The sequence below is a fragment of the Chitinophaga sp. genome (assembly GCF_039596155.1).
GTDB lineage: Bacteria > Bacteroidota > Bacteroidia > Chitinophagales > Chitinophagaceae > Chitinophaga.
Window position 1 is genome coordinate 1 of record NZ_JBCNKF010000048.1, and the last position, 15,465, is coordinate 15,465.

Genomic DNA, 15,465 nt, shown 5'->3' on the forward strand with positions numbered 1-15,465 from the left:
GGAGGCGATGGAGCGGCTGAATGGGGAATGTTTGGGGGAGAGAGTGGTGAGCGAGGAGGAGAGGATGGTGTGGCTGGACGGGGAGTGTTTGCGGGAGAAGTTGGTGCGAGAGGAGGAGAGGATGGTGCGGCTGAATGGGGAATGTTTGGGGGAGAGAGTGGTGAGCGAGGAGGAGAGGATGGTGCGGCTGGATGGGGAGTGTTTGGAGGAGAAGGTGGTGAGTGAGGGGAAATCTGCTAAATTGCCTGAAAATCAAAAATTTATACTAAAGAATTTACCTGAAAAAGAAAAGGGGTGTGTTATTACACATCCCCTTTCCACTATAAAAAAGACAAAACTATCTTTCTCCGATCTGCTGCCTCCACATGGCATAATACAGCCCTTTTTCAGCCAGCAGGTCAATATGATTACCAGTTTCAATGATCCTGCCTTTTTCCAGCACAAAGATCTTATCCGCGTGCATAATCGTGGACAACCTATGTGCGATCATCACCGTAATGTGTTCACGGGTAGAGGTAATTTCCCGCACAGTATTCGAAATCGCTTCTTCTGTGATAGAGTCCAATGCAGAAGTGGCTTCATCAAATACCAGCAAACGAGGATGGCGCAGCAATGCACGGGCAATGGAGAGGCGTTGTTTTTCGCCGCCTGATACTTTCATACCTCCTTCGCCGATCATGGTATCCAGTCCGTTTTCACCGCGGGCCAACAGGGTGTCGCAGCTTGCCTGTTTCAGTACACGCAGCATATCTTCATCTGTCGCACGTGGATTTACGAACAGCAGGTTTTCCCTGATTGTTCCGGAGAACAATTGTGTGTCCTGTGTTACGAACCCAATCTGTGAGCGTAATTCTTCAATATCAATCTCGGTACTTTTAATGCCATTGTAGGAGATACTACCTTCAGGAGGATTGTATAAACCTACCAGCAATTTCACCAGGGTGGTTTTACCAGAGCCGGAGGGGCCTACAAAAGCCACTGTTTCGCCTGTTTTTACGGTGAAATTGATCTGATCCAGTGCTTTGGTATTCGCGGTCAGGTGCTGGAATCCTACATTCTCGAAAGTGAGGGATTCGATATCGCTGATCCGGACAGGGTTGTTCGGAGTTTCCTCTACAGGCGTTTCCAGGATACGCTGGAAATTCAGGAGAGATACCTGTGCTTCCCGGTAGGCGAGAATGATATTGCCCAATTCCTGTAGCGGACCGAAGATAAAGAAGGAATACAGCTGTAAGGTAAACAGCTGGCCTACCGTTACGGTATCACCATAAATCAGGTACAATAGCAGGAAGAGAATAGCCTGGCGCAGGAAGTTGACAAAGGTACCCTGGATAAAACTGATACTTCTGATGCTACGCACCTTTTTCAGTTCCAGCATGAGGATCCGGATAGTGGTTGAATTGAGACGACGGATCTCCTGGTGAGTCAACCCAAGGCTTTTTACTAATTCGATGTTACGCAGGGACTCTGTGGTCGCGCCTGCCAGCATGGTAGTTTCCTTTACAATCGTTTTCTGGATGGTCTTGATCTTGCGGCTGAGTACGTTCATCATCCACGCCAGTAACAGGCATCCACCGGTATAAACGAACACCAGGCTTGGGTGTACAGAATAAGCATACACCATGACAAACACCACACCTACCAACGCGACGAAAAGTACATTCACAAAGGCAGTGATAAACTTTTCGCTGTCTGTACGTACTTTCTGTAATACAGCGAGGGTTTCACCGCTACGCTGGTCTTCAAATTGCTGGTAAGGCAGGCGGAGGGAGTGTTTCAGGCCGTCGGTGTAAACACTGGCGCCAAACTTCTGGATGATCACATTGGTGAAATAATCCTGGAAGGCTTTGGCAATGCGGGAGACCATGGCTACACCCATAGAGGCTAGTAGTAACAGAATAACACCGGTAATATAATCGCTTTGAACGCGTGGCAGGCCAGAATCAGTCGTCCTGGGGTGATTCGCGAAGCGGTCAATCAGCTTGCCGAATATATACGGATCAAGCAGGGAAAAGACCTGGTTAATAGTTGCCAGTAATAAAGCCAATCCGATTAACCATTTATATCTTTTCAGATAATGTAAGAACAATTTCATGATGCAAAGAACAATCTAGATCGCAAATATACGATATTATCAATGTTGCAACATCTTTGACTGTGCCACAGGTCATAAAAATTGAGTAACTTACTACTCAAAGAAGGGATTCTATAGCTTATCAAGGGTTATAAATCGACAGCAACGCTTCGGCAGCAGCGCCGCTACGGCCACAATTCACCAAAACGGCTTTCCACGTTTACTTCACAATTTCCTCTTAATTAAATTTTTATGAAGACCTATGATGAGAAACACATCAGGAACATTGTTCTATTAGGAGCAGCGAAAAGCGGTAAAACCACACTTTGTGAAACGATGTTATTCGAAGCCGGCATCATTCCCCGACGAGGCAGGGTCGAGGATGGCAGCACGGTTTCTGATTATCATGAAATAGAGCATGACAGGGGTAGCTCGGTTTACGCCACCTGTATGCACACAGAGTGGCGTGATTACAAGATCAATATCATTGATACCCCGGGACTGGAAGACTTTATCGGGGAAGTAATTGCATCTATCCGCATCTGTGACACTGCACTCCTGTTGCTCAACGCACAGCATGGGGTAGAGATCGGGACTGAACTGATCTGGGATTATGTGGATAAATACCGCAAGCCTACTATCCTGGCTGTAAACCAGCTTGATACAGAACAGGCAAATTTTAACCGTACTGTTGACGAAGCCAGGCGGGTACTGGGGCCTGCTGTTACTGTGATGCAATACCCTGTTAACCAGGGACCGGGTTTTAACAGCGTGATTGACCTGTTGAAGATGACCCTGTACCGGTTCCCGGAAAAAGGAGGGAAGCCTGAAAAACTGCCTATTCCCGACAGTGAAAAAGAGCGGGCCGAAAAGTTACACAATGAGCTGGTTGAAAAAGCGGCTGAAAATGATGATACCCTTATGGAGCAATACTTTGAAAAAGGGAATCTGGATGAGGATGAACTGCGGCAGGGATTGAAGATCGGGATGTTGAAACACGACGTATTTCCTGTGTTTTGTTTATCTGCTTTGAATGATATGGGAAGTGGAAGGCTGATGGGATTTATTGACAATGTAGCGCCATCGGCTGTGGATATGCCTGCAGAAAAAGGTGAGGCAGGCGAAACAATTGTTTGTGATCCGGCGGGTCCTCCGGTGTTGTTTGTATTCAAGACTTTGCTGGAACCGCATATCGGGAAGTTATCGTTTTTTAAGGTGCTGTCGGGGGAAGTGAAGGCGGGAGCTGAGTTGTACAATGAGAAGGGGAACACGGCGGAGCGGTTGAACCAGCTATTCATTGCAGATGGAAAGAACCGTAATAATGTGGATGTACTGCGTACAGGAGATATTGGCTGTACTTTGAAACTGAAAAATACTTTGACGAATCATACATTAGGAGAGAGGGGAGGTGTGCAGGTGGAAGCGATCCGGTTTCCTGCGCCGAATGTGCGGATAGCGATTGAACCTGTGAATAAAGGGGATGATGAGAAGCTCAGCGAGGTATTGGCGGAGATTCATATGGAGGATCCTACGCTGGAAATAGAATATAATCGAGAATTGAAGCAGGTGATCTTGCATGGGCAGGGGGAATTGCACCTGACGCTCACAAAATGGCGGCTGGAGCATATTTATAAAATGCCTATTGTGTTTATTCCGGCAAAGATTCCCTACCGGGAAACGATCCGGCAGGCGGCGCAATCTGCTTACAGGCATAAAAAGCAATCAGGTGGTGCAGGGCAGTTTGCAGAGGTGTATATCAAGATAGAGCCTTATTTTGATGGCATGCCTGCATTTAAGGAATACCCGGTACGTGATACAGAAACGGTTGATTTAAACTGGGGAGGAAAACTGGTATTCAACAACTGTATTGTGGGAGGAGCGATTGATACGCGTTTCCTGCCTTCTATCATGAAAGGGATCATGGAGAAAATGAATGAGGGTCCATTGACGGGGTCTTATGTGAGAGATATCAGGGTAAGTGTGTATGATGGTAAAATGCATCCGGTAGATAGCAATGATATATCATTTAAGATAGCTGGAATGATGGCATTTAAGGATGCTTTCCATCAGGCAGCACCGTTATTGCTGGAGCCGGTATATGATGTGGAAACGATGGTGCCGGATGAGATGGCGGGTGATGTGATGGGAGAGATGCAGAGCAGGCGGAGTGTTATTACCGGCATGGATACAGCAAATGGCTACCAGGTGATAAAGGCGAGAACGCCGCAGGCAGAGTTGGATAAGTTGTATGCCGCATTGCGGAATGTGACGCAGGGGAAGGCGAGGGTGAAGGCGGTGTTTGCGGAGTATGCAGCTGTGCCGGGTGAGTTGCAGAAGAAGTTGATGGAAGCGTATAAGGGGGTAGAACTGGTGGGGTGATTGATGGAAAGGAATGGAAGTGGTGGGAGTAGTGGGCTTCGTGCGGGTATAAAGAAAGCGGACGTATCAGCGAGAAGAATACGTTCAGGGAATTTATGAAACGGTATCTGTTTCCTTGAGGGGATACAAAGCAAAAGAGTCTGTATCAAAGTAGATACAGACTCTTTTTTTCTTAGTCATCAACCTAAACACTATCAATAACCCGGGTTCTGCACCAGGTTAGGATTTAATTTTATTGCATTTGTTGGGATTGGGAATATCCGGTGATTTACATCATGATCCGTTTTGAAACCCCATGAATTTTCAAATTTACCAAAGCGGATCATATCATTTCTGTGCCATGCTTCCATTGCGAACTCCCTGGTTCTTTCGTTGTAAACAGAATCCAAAGTGATATTAGACCATCCCGGGCTGGTGGTACGTTGTGCTCTGAGCTGGTTGACCAGGCTCAGTGCGGTAGCACCATTGGTAGGGCTACCACCGCGGAGGATAGCTTCAGCTTTCGTCATCAGGATATCAGCATATCTGAACACCGGAATATCGTTATTCTGGTTACGGTTAGGAGAAGTAGGATCAGGATAGAACTTGATGTTACGATAACCCATGTTCCATGCTACTTCGTCGTTTCCGCAGTCAAAGAGCTCCGTGCTTTGTCTCAGTATAACATCCGGTGTGATATCTAACTGGTAGGTGTAAGGAGCGTTGTTACCAGCATAGGTAATAGCGTCATAACCTGCATAAGTAGTAGTGATGGTGATAGGTGTACCATCCTGTTTGAATTGTTTACCATGTAGCCATTGGCCATTACGTACGTCATTCGCATCGTAGAAATAGGCGTAGAAAGAAGGTATAGTACTTCTTGGTGCGCCTGGTACAAATGGGATGTGGAAGTAGTTGTAACCTGCACCGGGAGCAACATTACCCATAGAGCGTGGCACATCGTAACGGCTGTTGAGACTTACGCCTCTGAAAGGCCATGAACCATTATTGAAATTCGGATCGTAAGGAACGGCGAAGATAAATTCAGGTGTAGCAGGACCGTTGTTATACTTGAACATATCCAGGTAGTTACCCATTCCGGCTAATGTATACATGTTTGAATTAATGATACTATCGCAGGCGGTGATACAATCATTGTAACGTTGGGTGCCGGTATAATATTCAGCATTCAGGTATAATTTAGCCAGCAGGGCAAATGCCATGAACTTATTGGCTCTGCCGTAGGTAGAGACACCTGTTGCTCTACTGAGGTAGGGCAATGCATTAAGGATTTCTCTTTCGATGAAGCTGAAGGTGACGGTGCGGTCTACGTTAGAATGCGGGGTATAATCACCAGCCACGGTATCGAGGGGAACCCGTCCGTAGTTGTCCATCATCCAGAAGTAAGCCAGTGCCCGCACCATTTTGATTTCAGCGAGGTGCCTGCTTTTGGTAGCGCCTTCACTTTCAGTTTTACCGAGGATGTCGAGGGTCTGGTTGGATACACCAATGATGGTAGAGAGCCATGTCCAGTTACCGTTTACATATCCATTGTCTCTGGTCCAGGTGTGGTAGTGCATCTGCACGTTTTGTCCACCATCGTACCAGTTACCGCCGCGGGCGGGGAAGATGGTTTCATCTGTACTTAAGGAGTTTTGCATTGCCCATTCAACGGCAAAGTTACCTCTCAGCACGACATATACGGGACCGGCTGCGGTAATAAAGGAGGCAGAATCCTGTGGGTAGGTATCTGTGGTCAATTCGGTAGTAATGGGTACGTCTAACTTATGACACGCAAAGCTTGCAGCGACCAGTACTGATGAAAGAAAATATTTTATGATTGAGCGTTTCATACTTCTCATTTGTTTAATTGATAAATATTAGAGGGCCAGGTTTGCGCCGATTAGGAAGGTGCGTGTTTTGGGGTAGAAGTTATTATAGTCTACGCCAGGTGCGATACCTCCCTGATTCACTTCAGGATCTACGCCTTTATATTTAGTAATTACGAAGAGGTTGTTTACAGAAAAGTACAATCTCAGTTTTTTGATAGTAGGATTGATATTTCCGAAAGTATAAGCTAAGGTAGCGTTATCAAATCTCAGGTAGCTACCAGGTTCGATAAAGCGGGAAGAGTATTTGTAAGAGTTAGCATCGCTGGTAGATTCATCTTTTGCATCTTTCAGGATGTTGGAGTACTGTGCAGTAGAGGGACGGAACAGGTCAGCGCGGGTAGCGTTGAAGATCTTGTTGCCATACACACCTCTTACGAACACGTTCAGATCCCAGTGTTTGTATTTAAAGGTGTTTGCCCATCCGTAGAGCAGTTTAGGCTGTGCATTGCCCAGGTAATGGTAGTCGGTACCATTGATCGGAGTTGTGGTGGTAGAACCGTCAGCAGCTACGAATTGTGACATACCGCTGGAGTTTTTACCAGCATATTCGAAGGTAAAGAACTGGCCCAGTGGGTGACCTGTTTTCAATAACTGGAGGCTAGCACCGGATTGGGAAGCACCTTCAGGGTAGGCAACAGCTACTGAGTCACCTCCGGAGAACAGTGGATTTCTCAGGCTGGTGATTTTGTTTTTGTTGCTGGCGAGGTTCAGGGTAGAGTTCCAGGTGAAGTCGTGACCTTCCACGATAGCGGCGGACAGGCTTAACTCAATACCTCTGTTGTTCATGCTACCACCGTTTGCCACGATAGAACCGGTTGGCACCAGTGCAGGGTTTACGGCATAGGACCAGATCATACCGGTGGTGTTTTTGTTATACACTTCCAGTGAACCTGTTAACCTGCTTTTCAGGATAGCGAAGTCCAGACCGATGTTGGTAGTGGCTGTTTTTTCCCATTGCAGGTCAGCATTTTGTGCCTGAGTAGGACCGAATGCGCCGAGGGTGGAACCATTATAGTAGAAGCTACCGTTGCTACCGATGATATATTGAGCGGAGAACGCGCTGAAACCACTTGAGTTACCGGTAACACCGTAGCTGGCCCTGAATTTCAGGTCATTGAACAGTTGTTGGTTTTTCATGAATGGTTCCTGTGAGATGCGCCAGCCGATACCTACAGAAGGGAAGTAACCCCATCTGTAGTTAGCACCGAATACGGAGCTACCATCATGACGGATGGAACCTTGCAGCAAGTATTTTTCTTTGTAGTCGTAGTTCACGCGTGCAAAGTCGGAGATCAGTTTTGTTTCCTGGTATACGCCATCGGAGCCGAGGTTGATTTGTGTAGAGTAAGCGTAAGGATTGCTCAGTGCGAGGTTCCTGAAGCTGGTGTTGTCAACAGCGAAGTTGTAGGTAGTAGTAGAGAAACCGTCACCGATTACGTTGCTCTGCCAGGAGTAACCTGCTACAGCGTTGATGTTATGGTTACCGAAGTGTCTGTTCCAGGTGAGGAAGCTTTCCAGGATTTTATACGTGTTGGTATAAGAAGACCTGGTAGCCTGACCGTTTGTACCGAAGGTTTGCTGACTGTGGCCATATCCGGCTGGATCTGGGTTGTCGTACATTCCATTGTACTTACTGGTGTAGTATTTAGTAAGATATTGACCACCCAGTGTAGATACATTCATGTAAGACGCGCTGATGTCGTATGAGAATCCCCAGGGGAGTTTCACATTAGTCGTAAAGTTGGCAGAGAAGTTATTGTTTTTGGTTACCATTTCGCTGTTGTTCAGCATGGCAACAGGGTTGTAGTAGTTGCTATACTGAAGGTTTTCGAAGTAGGTACCATCCGCGTTTTTCACGGGGGAAACGGGGAGGTAGAGGGCAGATTGCAGGAGGATGGTGTTTCTGTAAGGAACATCCTTTGCGTTGCTGATAGAGTTAGAGATATTCAGTCCGAACTTCACGTTATCGTTCAGTGCATATTGTTCAACGGCCAGTCTGGCGATCATACGTTCCAGGGATGTTTTCTGGATGATACCTTCTTTATTGGCGTAGTTGAGGGTAGCGACATAGTTACTATGTTCGGTACCGCCACTGAAAGCGATATTATGGTTTTGTGAAACGGCGGTTTCTCTTTCGATTTCTTTCTGCCAGTTGGTATGGGCGCCCAGGTCATCGTTGGGAGAGAATCCGGAGCCGTTTTTGGTGAGGAATGCACGGAGTTCGTCGGCGTTCATCACCTTGAGGTTGCTGGAGATTTTTTCGGCGCCTACGTAGCTGTTATAGCTAACGGTGAGGTTACCGGATTTTCCTTTGCGGGTGGTAACGATGATTACACCGGCAGAGGCTCTGTTACCATAGATAGCGGTAGCAGCGGCATCTTTCAGTACTTCGATATTGGTTATATCATCTGGTGCGATGAGGGAGATGTCCATACCGGGCACACCATCTATCACGTAGAAGGGGGTCTGAGAGGAGTTGAGGGTAGAGGTACCGCGAAGAATAACGGCAGCGGGTCTGTTAGGGTCACCGCTGGCGGTAATGTTCAGGCCTGGGACTTTACCCTGGAGGAGTTGTCCGAGGTCGGTAATGGCGCCTCTGTTAAGATCACCGGGCTTCACGGAGGTGATGGCACTGGTGAGTGCTGCTCTCTTTTGTTTACCATAACCTACGATGGCGACATCGTTCAGTTGGGTAGCGCCGGTAGAGAGAACAATGTTTAGGGTAGTATTGTTACCTACTTTAACTTCCTGAGTTTCATATCCGAGGTAGGTGACTACGAGGATATCTTCCGGGGAAGCGTTGATAGTGAATTCTCCTTTTTCGTTGGTTGAAGTTCCTTTCTTGGTAGCTTTTACCATAATGGTTACACCGATCATTGCTTCACCGTTAGCTGTGGTAACCTTACCTTTCACCGGTGGACCAAAGCGTGCATTGGTATTGATGCTCCCAGGTGTGATAGGGAGGGGAGATGCGCTGGCTTGGATCTGAATCCCGGCAGTTAACAATAAGAATGATACCATTCTTACTGTAGTCCCTGGTCTAAACTGCAATCGATTGCAATTTCTGCGAATAGCAGGCAGCTTCATAGTTTTTCCGTGTTTAGGTTTATAAATAGTTGTTTTTTGTGCGCACGACTAAATTTTGGTCTGGCCAGGATACTTATGTATTTAGGCCAATCTGGGTGGTATCCTTGGATACTTTCCAGTTGTAGTCCACATGTTTTTGTTGATAATTTTTATAGGAATTCGTCCCTCCTTGCTGGAATTCTTCAGAGTTATGATGCACATCCACTTCCTTAATTTTTTGCGGCTGTCTCAGGCATTTACCCGCTTCGTCCACTGTTGATTGGTTGTTTTTCTGTTTGTTATAATCTCCTAGATAACTATGGAATTCAGTTTGAAGATAGTGAGAATATTTAAATTCTGCATTTTTTTTTGAAAAAAAAGATTGGGGGTTAGGGGAGGGGTATGGGGGATATAACATGTCTGTTGTAGACTTAATTTCCAGTTTTTTGAAAAGGGAAATAAGGGAGAGAGAGTAATTATTAAATATGTATCCTGCCGGTGACGAAAGGCAGGAATTTTACAATTTTGATTTTAAGCGGCTGAGTGTTTCCTGGGAGATACCGAGATAAGAGGCGACTATTTTGTTGGGTAAGCGTTTTACAACGATGGGATTTTCGTCGAGTAGCTGGCGGTATTTTTTGGTGGCATCCTGTGTAAGGAAGGACATGAGCCTTTTGGTATTATTCACGTAGGCGTATTCGAGGTAATGGCGGTAAAACTTCTCCCATTGCGGGATGCGGGTTAACAAGTGATAGAAATCTTTGTGGGTAATGTAAAGCAGTTCGGCGTGTTCGGTGGCTTGTATAAATTCTTCAGAGGGTTCACCGGTGACGAAGCTAACGAGTGCTGTAGCGAACTGACTTTCGAATGCGAAGTGACGTGTGGCATCCTGTCCATCATCATTAATGAAGAATATCCGTAAACAACCTTTGCCAACGAAGAACATTCGTTGGCTGATCTGCCCGTGTGTGACGAGGTATTCATTTTTCTTTGCTTTCAGGGGTTTGAAAGAAGAAAGAATGATTTTTAGTTCATCATCACTGACGTCAATCTGGTTGTTGATGAAATGTGTAAGTTGTTCGTACATGAAGAATCTTCAGGCGCTTAAGTTAATCTTTTGCTGCTAATTTTTCCGCAATTTTTCGGGCGTTGGGAATGATGAGGAATGCGGCCAGGTAGGCTACGGGCAGCATCACGCTCCATGCTTTCAGGAATTTTACAAACCAGTTTTCACCGAAGCCGTAGTTGCGCATGAGTCCAACGAAGGCCATGATGAGTGTCATTGGAATGACCACAAGGAGGGTGTTGATGTACTTAAAGTGTTTCTTTTTCATATTGAATTTGTTTGACTTGAATGATGGTGTAAAAATGCGATGGTTTGTTCTTGTAAATTTTGATGTAGGTCAATAAAGTTATTATCCTGCTGCTGGTGGGGTGTTTATTTATACTGTCATAATAAGATGTTAATTGTACCGGGCTGTTGCAATAGGATGTTTTCAAGGTGCGTTTAGTACTAAACCATTTAACCATGAGTTATTCGAAATTTGCCAGTGCTGTTCTATTGATGGTAGCATTCATCTCCTGCAAGAAAGCTGATTCACAGGACAATTCTCCGGATACTATACCTGCTACGCCCGCTGCAATGGCCAATGTACCCCTGGTGCCTGCGAGGGGGGCATTGTTGGGGCATTACTATGGTGCAGGCACTATTACTGAAACAGATAACAGTATTGGGAAGCATCCGCAGATTCATCTTTCTTATTATGGTTGGTCGGATCATTGGGCCACTGAAAATGTGACTAAAGAGGATGTCGTACAGGGGCGGATACCTTTGATCAACTGGGAACCGTTCGATGTAAAATTTACAGATATTGTAAGTGGTAAATATGATGACCAGATCAGGCAACAGGCAGATGAAGCAAAGGCAATACAGCATCAGTTTTTTCTTGATTTTGCGGCGGAAATGAATGAGGAAGAGGGATGGGGTGGTCATAATCCGGCACTTTATATCCAGGCATATCGTCATATTCATGATATTTTTGTGCAGCGTGGGGTTACGAATGCGGTGTGGGTATGGTGCCCGAATAATGTGGATTCGCAGGGGGCGCCGACTGCTATGCAATATTATCCGGGTGATCAGTATGTGGATTGGGTAGGGGCTGATGGTTATAACTGGGGGACTTCGGAAGGGGATCATACATGGGAGAGCTTTTATGAGGTGTTCAGGGATATTTATGCGAAGATCACGGTAACGGGTAAACCAGTGATTATAGGAGAGATGGCAGCTGATGAGGTGGGGGGCGATAAAGCGGGATGGATTGCCCAGGTGGTGCCTACGTTAAAGGATAAATTCCCGGCGGTTAAGGCGGTGGTTTGGTTTGATGTGGAGAAGGAGCGTCATTGGCAGATTGGTAGTTCGCAACAGGCGTTGGAGGCTTATCGTAAGTTGGCGAAGGAGGGTTATTTTAATTTGAAGTAGGTTATTCTGGCCTCAGATGAGCGTGCAAAATGTTTGTTGGGATTTTTTATGGTAGTAAAAGGTCAATGTCTTTCTTAACTAGTGGAAGGATTTTTTCACCGAGGCGAAATACTTCTGTGGCATGTTCATCGGGCGTTGTGCCGGTCCATGAAAAATTTTGCCAGGCATTTGTAATTGCTTTTTCCAGATATTTTGGATGTTTCCTGTTGTCAAAACCACCTTTGATGCTGCCATTTAAAAACTCCTTCCAATTTCCAACATATCTGTCAGGCTTTTTATCGAAGAAATGATAATATAGCCAAACTTCAAAGCACATATTACTTTGAGCAACAAACCAGTTCTCATGTTTTGTTATATTCTTAACCTCACAACAAGTATTTATTACGGAGAAGGGCGAAATAAATACAGTTCAGCGAGTGAAGACTTTGAAGATTTACAATCAAAAGATCAGTTGAAAGAGGAATGGGCCAAACTTGGGATATGGGATCCAAATATGAGTCCGGATGAAGCTGGGAAAAATGCATTTAATTTCGGGTTTCAGGTCATAATTCCGAGCGTTTATTTTAAGGCCGGAGCGATAGCATCGAATGCTAACAAGGTTGAAAATATTTCACTTGCCAGATTACAAGCAAAGTCAAGAGCTGATTCCCCTCTCTTTAAAGAATTGTTTGGCTCCGGTAAAAAAGGAGCATTAAAGGTATTGGAGAATATTGAAAACGTTAAAATTCCTGAAGGACTGACAAAAGAATCAATTAAGGTATATCGGGAATTAATTAATAGGGTGAAAGATCCAGTTGGAACCCAGGAGGTAAGAGCAAAAATACCTGATAAGTTATTAGAACGCTTTAAATAGGCATTATGTTAATTATACATTTTCTTCAATTCTATTTTAAATTATACTACGTAACAGAAATGATTGACGCAGATCAATTTGTAATTGATAATTTATCTTTTTACAAGGAAAAGGAGTCAAAACTCAACAATGGGTTTATAGGCTTTTTTGACTGGCTAAGAGCTGATCTGACAACGATCGTAGGAATTCGAATGTGTTTTTTTTCTCATCACAAATATTTGAGTATCCTGCAATCTTTTGAATATACACAAGTAAAATCTGAAAATAACTGTTGTGAACTATTATTTGATGATAGCGAATATTTTTCAGAGATAAGCGATGATCAGGATTCGACAAATAACTTCGTTTTTGAATCAATAGACAAAAAGGAATACTTGTTTACTTTCGGATTAGATGGATTGAGCGAATCTGAACTAAATGGATTGATTGCAAAATGTCAAAAAGTGCCGAAGGAAAATCTATTGGAATAAAATAAGTATTTTTCTGTGTTGCTTCGTGAAATTTTCACAATAAAGCTGTTGTTTAAGTTTGTATTTAGAAGCGACGAATAAATTATTTAAGCGATCCTGTAATGCAGGTGGTTACCTGAGACAATCGGTTGTTTTCCTATATAATGAATCACATCCAATAATTCTCCCTGTCTAGCGAGCGAAACTGAATCGCTTCAGCAATATGATCTGACTGGATCTGTTCACTACGTGCAAGGTCAGCGATCGTGCGGGCCACTTTTAATATGCGGTCATAGGCGCGGGCAGAGAGGTGTAAAGTTTGCATGGCTTTTCTGAGCAGGTCTGCACAGTCTGTATCCAGTGGAGCGGCTTTTTTTAATAGGGATGTATGCATCTGCGCATTGTTGTAAATTCCTTTGTGCCTGGAGAATCTTTGTTTTTGAATGTTCCTGGCGGCGATCACTCTTTCCCTGATTTCGATGCTGGATTCGGATGTGGACAGTCCTGTTAATTCCGGGTAGGAAACGGGAGTTACTTCGATATGGAGATCTATCCTATCCATGAGAGGACCGGAGATCTTGCGCATGTAGCGCTGTATCATGCCCGGACCGCAGGAGCACGACCGTTCGGGATGATTGAAATAGCCGCAAGGGCATGAATGCGTTGCCTTTTTCCACATTTTCCAAAATTATACCTAAGCCATTTGGAGGCAAATATTTAGAAAGTCCTAAGACTTTAAATGAGAAAATTCTTAGTAAGCGGTTGGAAAAGAGGATGTTACAAAGGGAAGTTGCCAGTTTTATAGGGGTGACAGAAGATTGTGTGACACTGTGGGAGAATAATCGGTCAAATCCTATGGTAAAATACTATCCCAAAATCATAGAATTCTTAGGCTATTTTCCATTTCAAATTGATATTTCCAGTCTTGCTGGGAAGATTAAATATTATCGTTATATCAAAGGGTTTACCCAAGAAGATCTTGCTAAAAAATTGGGAATTAATGAATCAACAGTTTTCCATTATGAGAAAGGAACCCATAAACCTAAAGGAAGGCTGCGCCAGGTTTTGTCTTTATTTCTTTCGGACATAGATGACGTATAAAAAGGTTAATAAAAATGAGTTTGCAGTGATGAACCAGCTTGTCAAGCCGGAAAATTTGCAATACGAACCAGCCACGGCCGAATAAATATCAACACTCCTACCTCTATGTTGAAAGATTAAAGGACATTCTTGATGCTTTGACCAGATGAGGGAAAATCACATAAACAGTGCAGTCTCATTTATGGTGTAAAAGAATTTGTGATAGAAGTCTTTTCCTGAAACAATACTTTCACTTAGCTAGGCTTTATTCACTAATATGTATAATAAGATAAATTAATATAAAGAATTGCCAGCTTGGACGTTTGATTTCATATTAGCTCGGTTATAAATTCTCGAAAAATACCTTAACATCCGTTAGAGGTGTAACGTTGTTAAAGGTAATAACTACGGCTCCCTGAATAGACCCCTCCCTTACCTCTATGTTTCTGGTATCATGGTTATATGCGAAGCATAAAGTTCTATCATCTACTTGGAGCCACAATATGTTTTTCATTTCACCTTCGCGGGACATTACACGAATATTGTCTGTTGTTCTCCAAATTATTCCTCCTGCAATAGCAAGTGCAATTTCATTGACATTTTGGGCATGGTGGTTTGCTCTGTCCAACACCCCCGAAAGGTATGTTCTGAGAATTTCAATATTATGGATAGTTGTTGCCATATTAATTATTTAAGTATTTTAATAGTCCTTGATTAATCTCTCTCTCATTTTTGGAAGTTACATTCTGCTGGTACATCTAGTTGGCCTATACAAAATTACAGCAAAAGTTCATCCGCGACCTTGCACTTTGTGTAAAGTCCGCGTTGGGATGAAAATACCAACTAGTGGGTATTTGCCGTATATAAAATTTGCTATAAATTAGATTTAAACAGCTTATGGCTATTGTCTGGGTCCTCAAGCCTGATGTTATATCACTAAAACCCCTTAGCCTCAATGTATGAAGAAAGTCATTGCCTTTACAATTGTGATGTTATTCTTACTAAAGATTGGCTATTCACAGAAAGCGTATGCCTTTACGCTGGAATCCAAAATGTGGCATAAAACAAATATCAGTGTCATCTGGAGCAATCCCGAAACGGGAAACCTGCAGAAAATGGGTTGAGGAAGATATAAAGGACACATGGCAAAACAACTCAGCATTAAGATTACTGGATTGGTAGCAAATAATGCCAACCGGCAGACGTTCATATAT

The 15,465-nt window shown here is 44.1% G+C and carries 14 protein-coding genes and 1 pseudogene; 7 read left to right on the forward strand and 8 right to left on the reverse strand.

The genetic code is table 11. The features are described from left to right. Positions 1–225: pseudogene (locus ABDW33_RS29615) on the forward strand (hypothetical protein); the annotation flags it as partial. 112 nt (positions 226–337) lie between these two features. Here ABDW33_RS29615 and ABDW33_RS29620 read toward each other — a convergent pair. Continuing rightward, positions 338–2,095, reverse strand: a complete 1,758-nt coding sequence (locus ABDW33_RS29620) for an ABC transporter ATP-binding protein (protein WP_343693713.1) — start codon at positions 2,093–2,095, stop codon at positions 338–340. A gap of 231 nt (positions 2,096–2,326) precedes the next feature. Between ABDW33_RS29620 and ABDW33_RS29625 the strand changes: the two genes are divergently transcribed. After that, on the forward strand, positions 2,327–4,453 hold the full coding sequence (locus ABDW33_RS29625) for an elongation factor G (protein WP_343693714.1): 2,127 nt from the start codon (positions 2,327–2,329) through the stop codon (positions 4,451–4,453). 194 nt (positions 4,454–4,647) lie between these two features. Here ABDW33_RS29625 and ABDW33_RS29630 read toward each other — a convergent pair whose 3' ends face one another. The 4 genes from ABDW33_RS29630 to ABDW33_RS29645 form a co-directional block, all read right to left on the reverse strand. Continuing rightward, complete coding sequence (locus ABDW33_RS29630) at positions 4,648–6,285, reverse strand: RagB/SusD family nutrient uptake outer membrane protein (protein WP_343693715.1); 1,638 nt, start codon at positions 6,283–6,285, stop codon at positions 4,648–4,650. A gap of 27 nt (positions 6,286–6,312) precedes the next feature. After that, on the reverse strand, positions 6,313–9,375 hold the full coding sequence (locus tag ABDW33_RS29635; protein ID WP_343693716.1) for a TonB-dependent receptor: 3,063 nt from the start codon (positions 9,373–9,375) through the stop codon (positions 6,313–6,315). Positions 9,376–9,907: 532 nt separating this feature from the next. Further along, a complete protein-coding gene (locus ABDW33_RS29640) occupies positions 9,908–10,477 on the reverse strand; it encodes a Crp/Fnr family transcriptional regulator (protein ID WP_343693717.1) in 570 nt (189 codons plus the stop codon). A gap of 22 nt (positions 10,478–10,499) precedes the next feature. After that, on the reverse strand, positions 10,500–10,724 hold the full coding sequence (locus ABDW33_RS29645; RefSeq protein ID WP_343693718.1) for a DUF2798 domain-containing protein: 225 nt from the start codon (positions 10,722–10,724) through the stop codon (positions 10,500–10,502). 194 nt (positions 10,725–10,918) lie between these two features. Between ABDW33_RS29645 and ABDW33_RS29650 the strand changes: the two genes are divergently transcribed. Then, positions 10,919–11,869: a glycosyl hydrolase gene (locus ABDW33_RS29650; protein WP_343693719.1), complete on the forward strand. Its 951-nt coding sequence runs from the start codon at positions 10,919–10,921 to the stop codon at positions 11,867–11,869. Positions 11,870–11,915: 46 nt separating this feature from the next. Here the strand turns inward: ABDW33_RS29650 and ABDW33_RS29655 are convergent, their stop codons facing one another. Further along, positions 11,916–12,185: a hypothetical protein gene (locus ABDW33_RS29655; protein ID WP_343693720.1), complete on the reverse strand. Its 270-nt coding sequence runs from the start codon at positions 12,183–12,185 to the stop codon at positions 11,916–11,918. A gap of 6 nt (positions 12,186–12,191) precedes the next feature. On the opposite strand from ABDW33_RS29655, the gene ABDW33_RS29660 reads away from it, so the two are divergent. Both ABDW33_RS29660 and ABDW33_RS29665 read left to right on the forward strand, forming a co-directional pair. Further along, positions 12,192–12,722 (forward strand): hypothetical protein, encoded by a 531-nt coding sequence (locus ABDW33_RS29660; protein WP_343693721.1) that lies wholly within the window; start codon positions 12,192–12,194, stop codon positions 12,720–12,722. 59 nt (positions 12,723–12,781) lie between these two features. After that, on the forward strand, positions 12,782–13,192 hold the full coding sequence (locus ABDW33_RS29665; RefSeq protein WP_343693722.1) for a hypothetical protein: 411 nt from the start codon (positions 12,782–12,784) through the stop codon (positions 13,190–13,192). A 148-nt stretch (positions 13,193–13,340) separates the two neighbouring features. Here ABDW33_RS29665 and ABDW33_RS29670 read toward each other — a convergent pair whose 3' ends face one another. Next, entirely contained in the window at positions 13,341–13,850 is a 510-nt protein-coding gene (locus tag ABDW33_RS29670) for an ATP-binding protein (protein ID WP_343693723.1), read from the reverse strand. Here ABDW33_RS29670 and ABDW33_RS29675 point away from each other — a divergent pair. After that, positions 13,826–14,272 carry a helix-turn-helix transcriptional regulator gene (locus tag ABDW33_RS29675; RefSeq protein WP_343693724.1) on the forward strand — a complete coding sequence of 149 codons (447 nt, stop codon included), beginning with the start codon at positions 13,826–13,828 and terminating at the stop codon, positions 14,270–14,272. The genes ABDW33_RS29670 and ABDW33_RS29675 overlap by 25 nt on opposite strands. Positions 14,273–14,594: 322 nt before the next feature. Here the strand turns inward: ABDW33_RS29675 and ABDW33_RS29680 are convergent, their stop codons facing one another. After that, complete coding sequence (locus ABDW33_RS29680) at positions 14,595–14,933, reverse strand: hypothetical protein (RefSeq protein WP_343693725.1); 339 nt, start codon at positions 14,931–14,933, stop codon at positions 14,595–14,597. A gap of 277 nt (positions 14,934–15,210) precedes the next feature. On the opposite strand from ABDW33_RS29680, the gene ABDW33_RS29685 reads away from it, so the two are divergent. Beyond that, positions 15,211–15,375 (forward strand): hypothetical protein, encoded by a 165-nt coding sequence (locus ABDW33_RS29685; protein ID WP_343693726.1) that lies wholly within the window; start codon positions 15,211–15,213, stop codon positions 15,373–15,375. Positions 15,376–15,465 lie beyond the last annotated feature (90 nt).

Coding starts and splice junctions, on each gene's coding strand:
- ABDW33_RS29625 (WP_343693714.1), top strand. CDS start 2,327: ATGAAGACCTATGATGAGAAACACATCAGGAACATTGTTCTATTAGGA.
- ABDW33_RS29675 (WP_343693724.1), top strand. CDS start 13,826: ATGAATGCGTTGCCTTTTTCCACATTTTCCAAAATTATACCTAAGCCA.
- ABDW33_RS29630 (WP_343693715.1), bottom strand. CDS start 6,285: ATGAAACGCTCAATCATAAAATATTTTCTTTCATCAGTACTGGTCGCT.
- ABDW33_RS29655 (WP_343693720.1), bottom strand. CDS start 12,185: ATGTGCTTTGAAGTTTGGCTATATTATCATTTCTTCGATAAAAAGCCT.
- ABDW33_RS29620 (WP_343693713.1), bottom strand. CDS start 2,095: ATGAAATTGTTCTTACATTATCTGAAAAGATATAAATGGTTAATCGGA.
- ABDW33_RS29670 (WP_343693723.1), bottom strand. CDS start 13,850: ATGTGGAAAAAGGCAACGCATTCATGCCCTTGCGGCTATTTCAATCAT.
- ABDW33_RS29640 (WP_343693717.1), bottom strand. CDS start 10,477: ATGTACGAACAACTTACACATTTCATCAACAACCAGATTGACGTCAGT.
- ABDW33_RS29680 (WP_343693725.1), bottom strand. CDS start 14,933: ATGGCAACAACTATCCATAATATTGAAATTCTCAGAACATACCTTTCG.
- ABDW33_RS29650 (WP_343693719.1), top strand. CDS start 10,919: ATGAGTTATTCGAAATTTGCCAGTGCTGTTCTATTGATGGTAGCATTC.
- ABDW33_RS29665 (WP_343693722.1), top strand. CDS start 12,782: ATGATTGACGCAGATCAATTTGTAATTGATAATTTATCTTTTTACAAG.
- ABDW33_RS29645 (WP_343693718.1), bottom strand. CDS start 10,724: ATGAAAAAGAAACACTTTAAGTACATCAACACCCTCCTTGTGGTCATT.
- ABDW33_RS29685 (WP_343693726.1), top strand. CDS start 15,211: ATGAAGAAAGTCATTGCCTTTACAATTGTGATGTTATTCTTACTAAAG.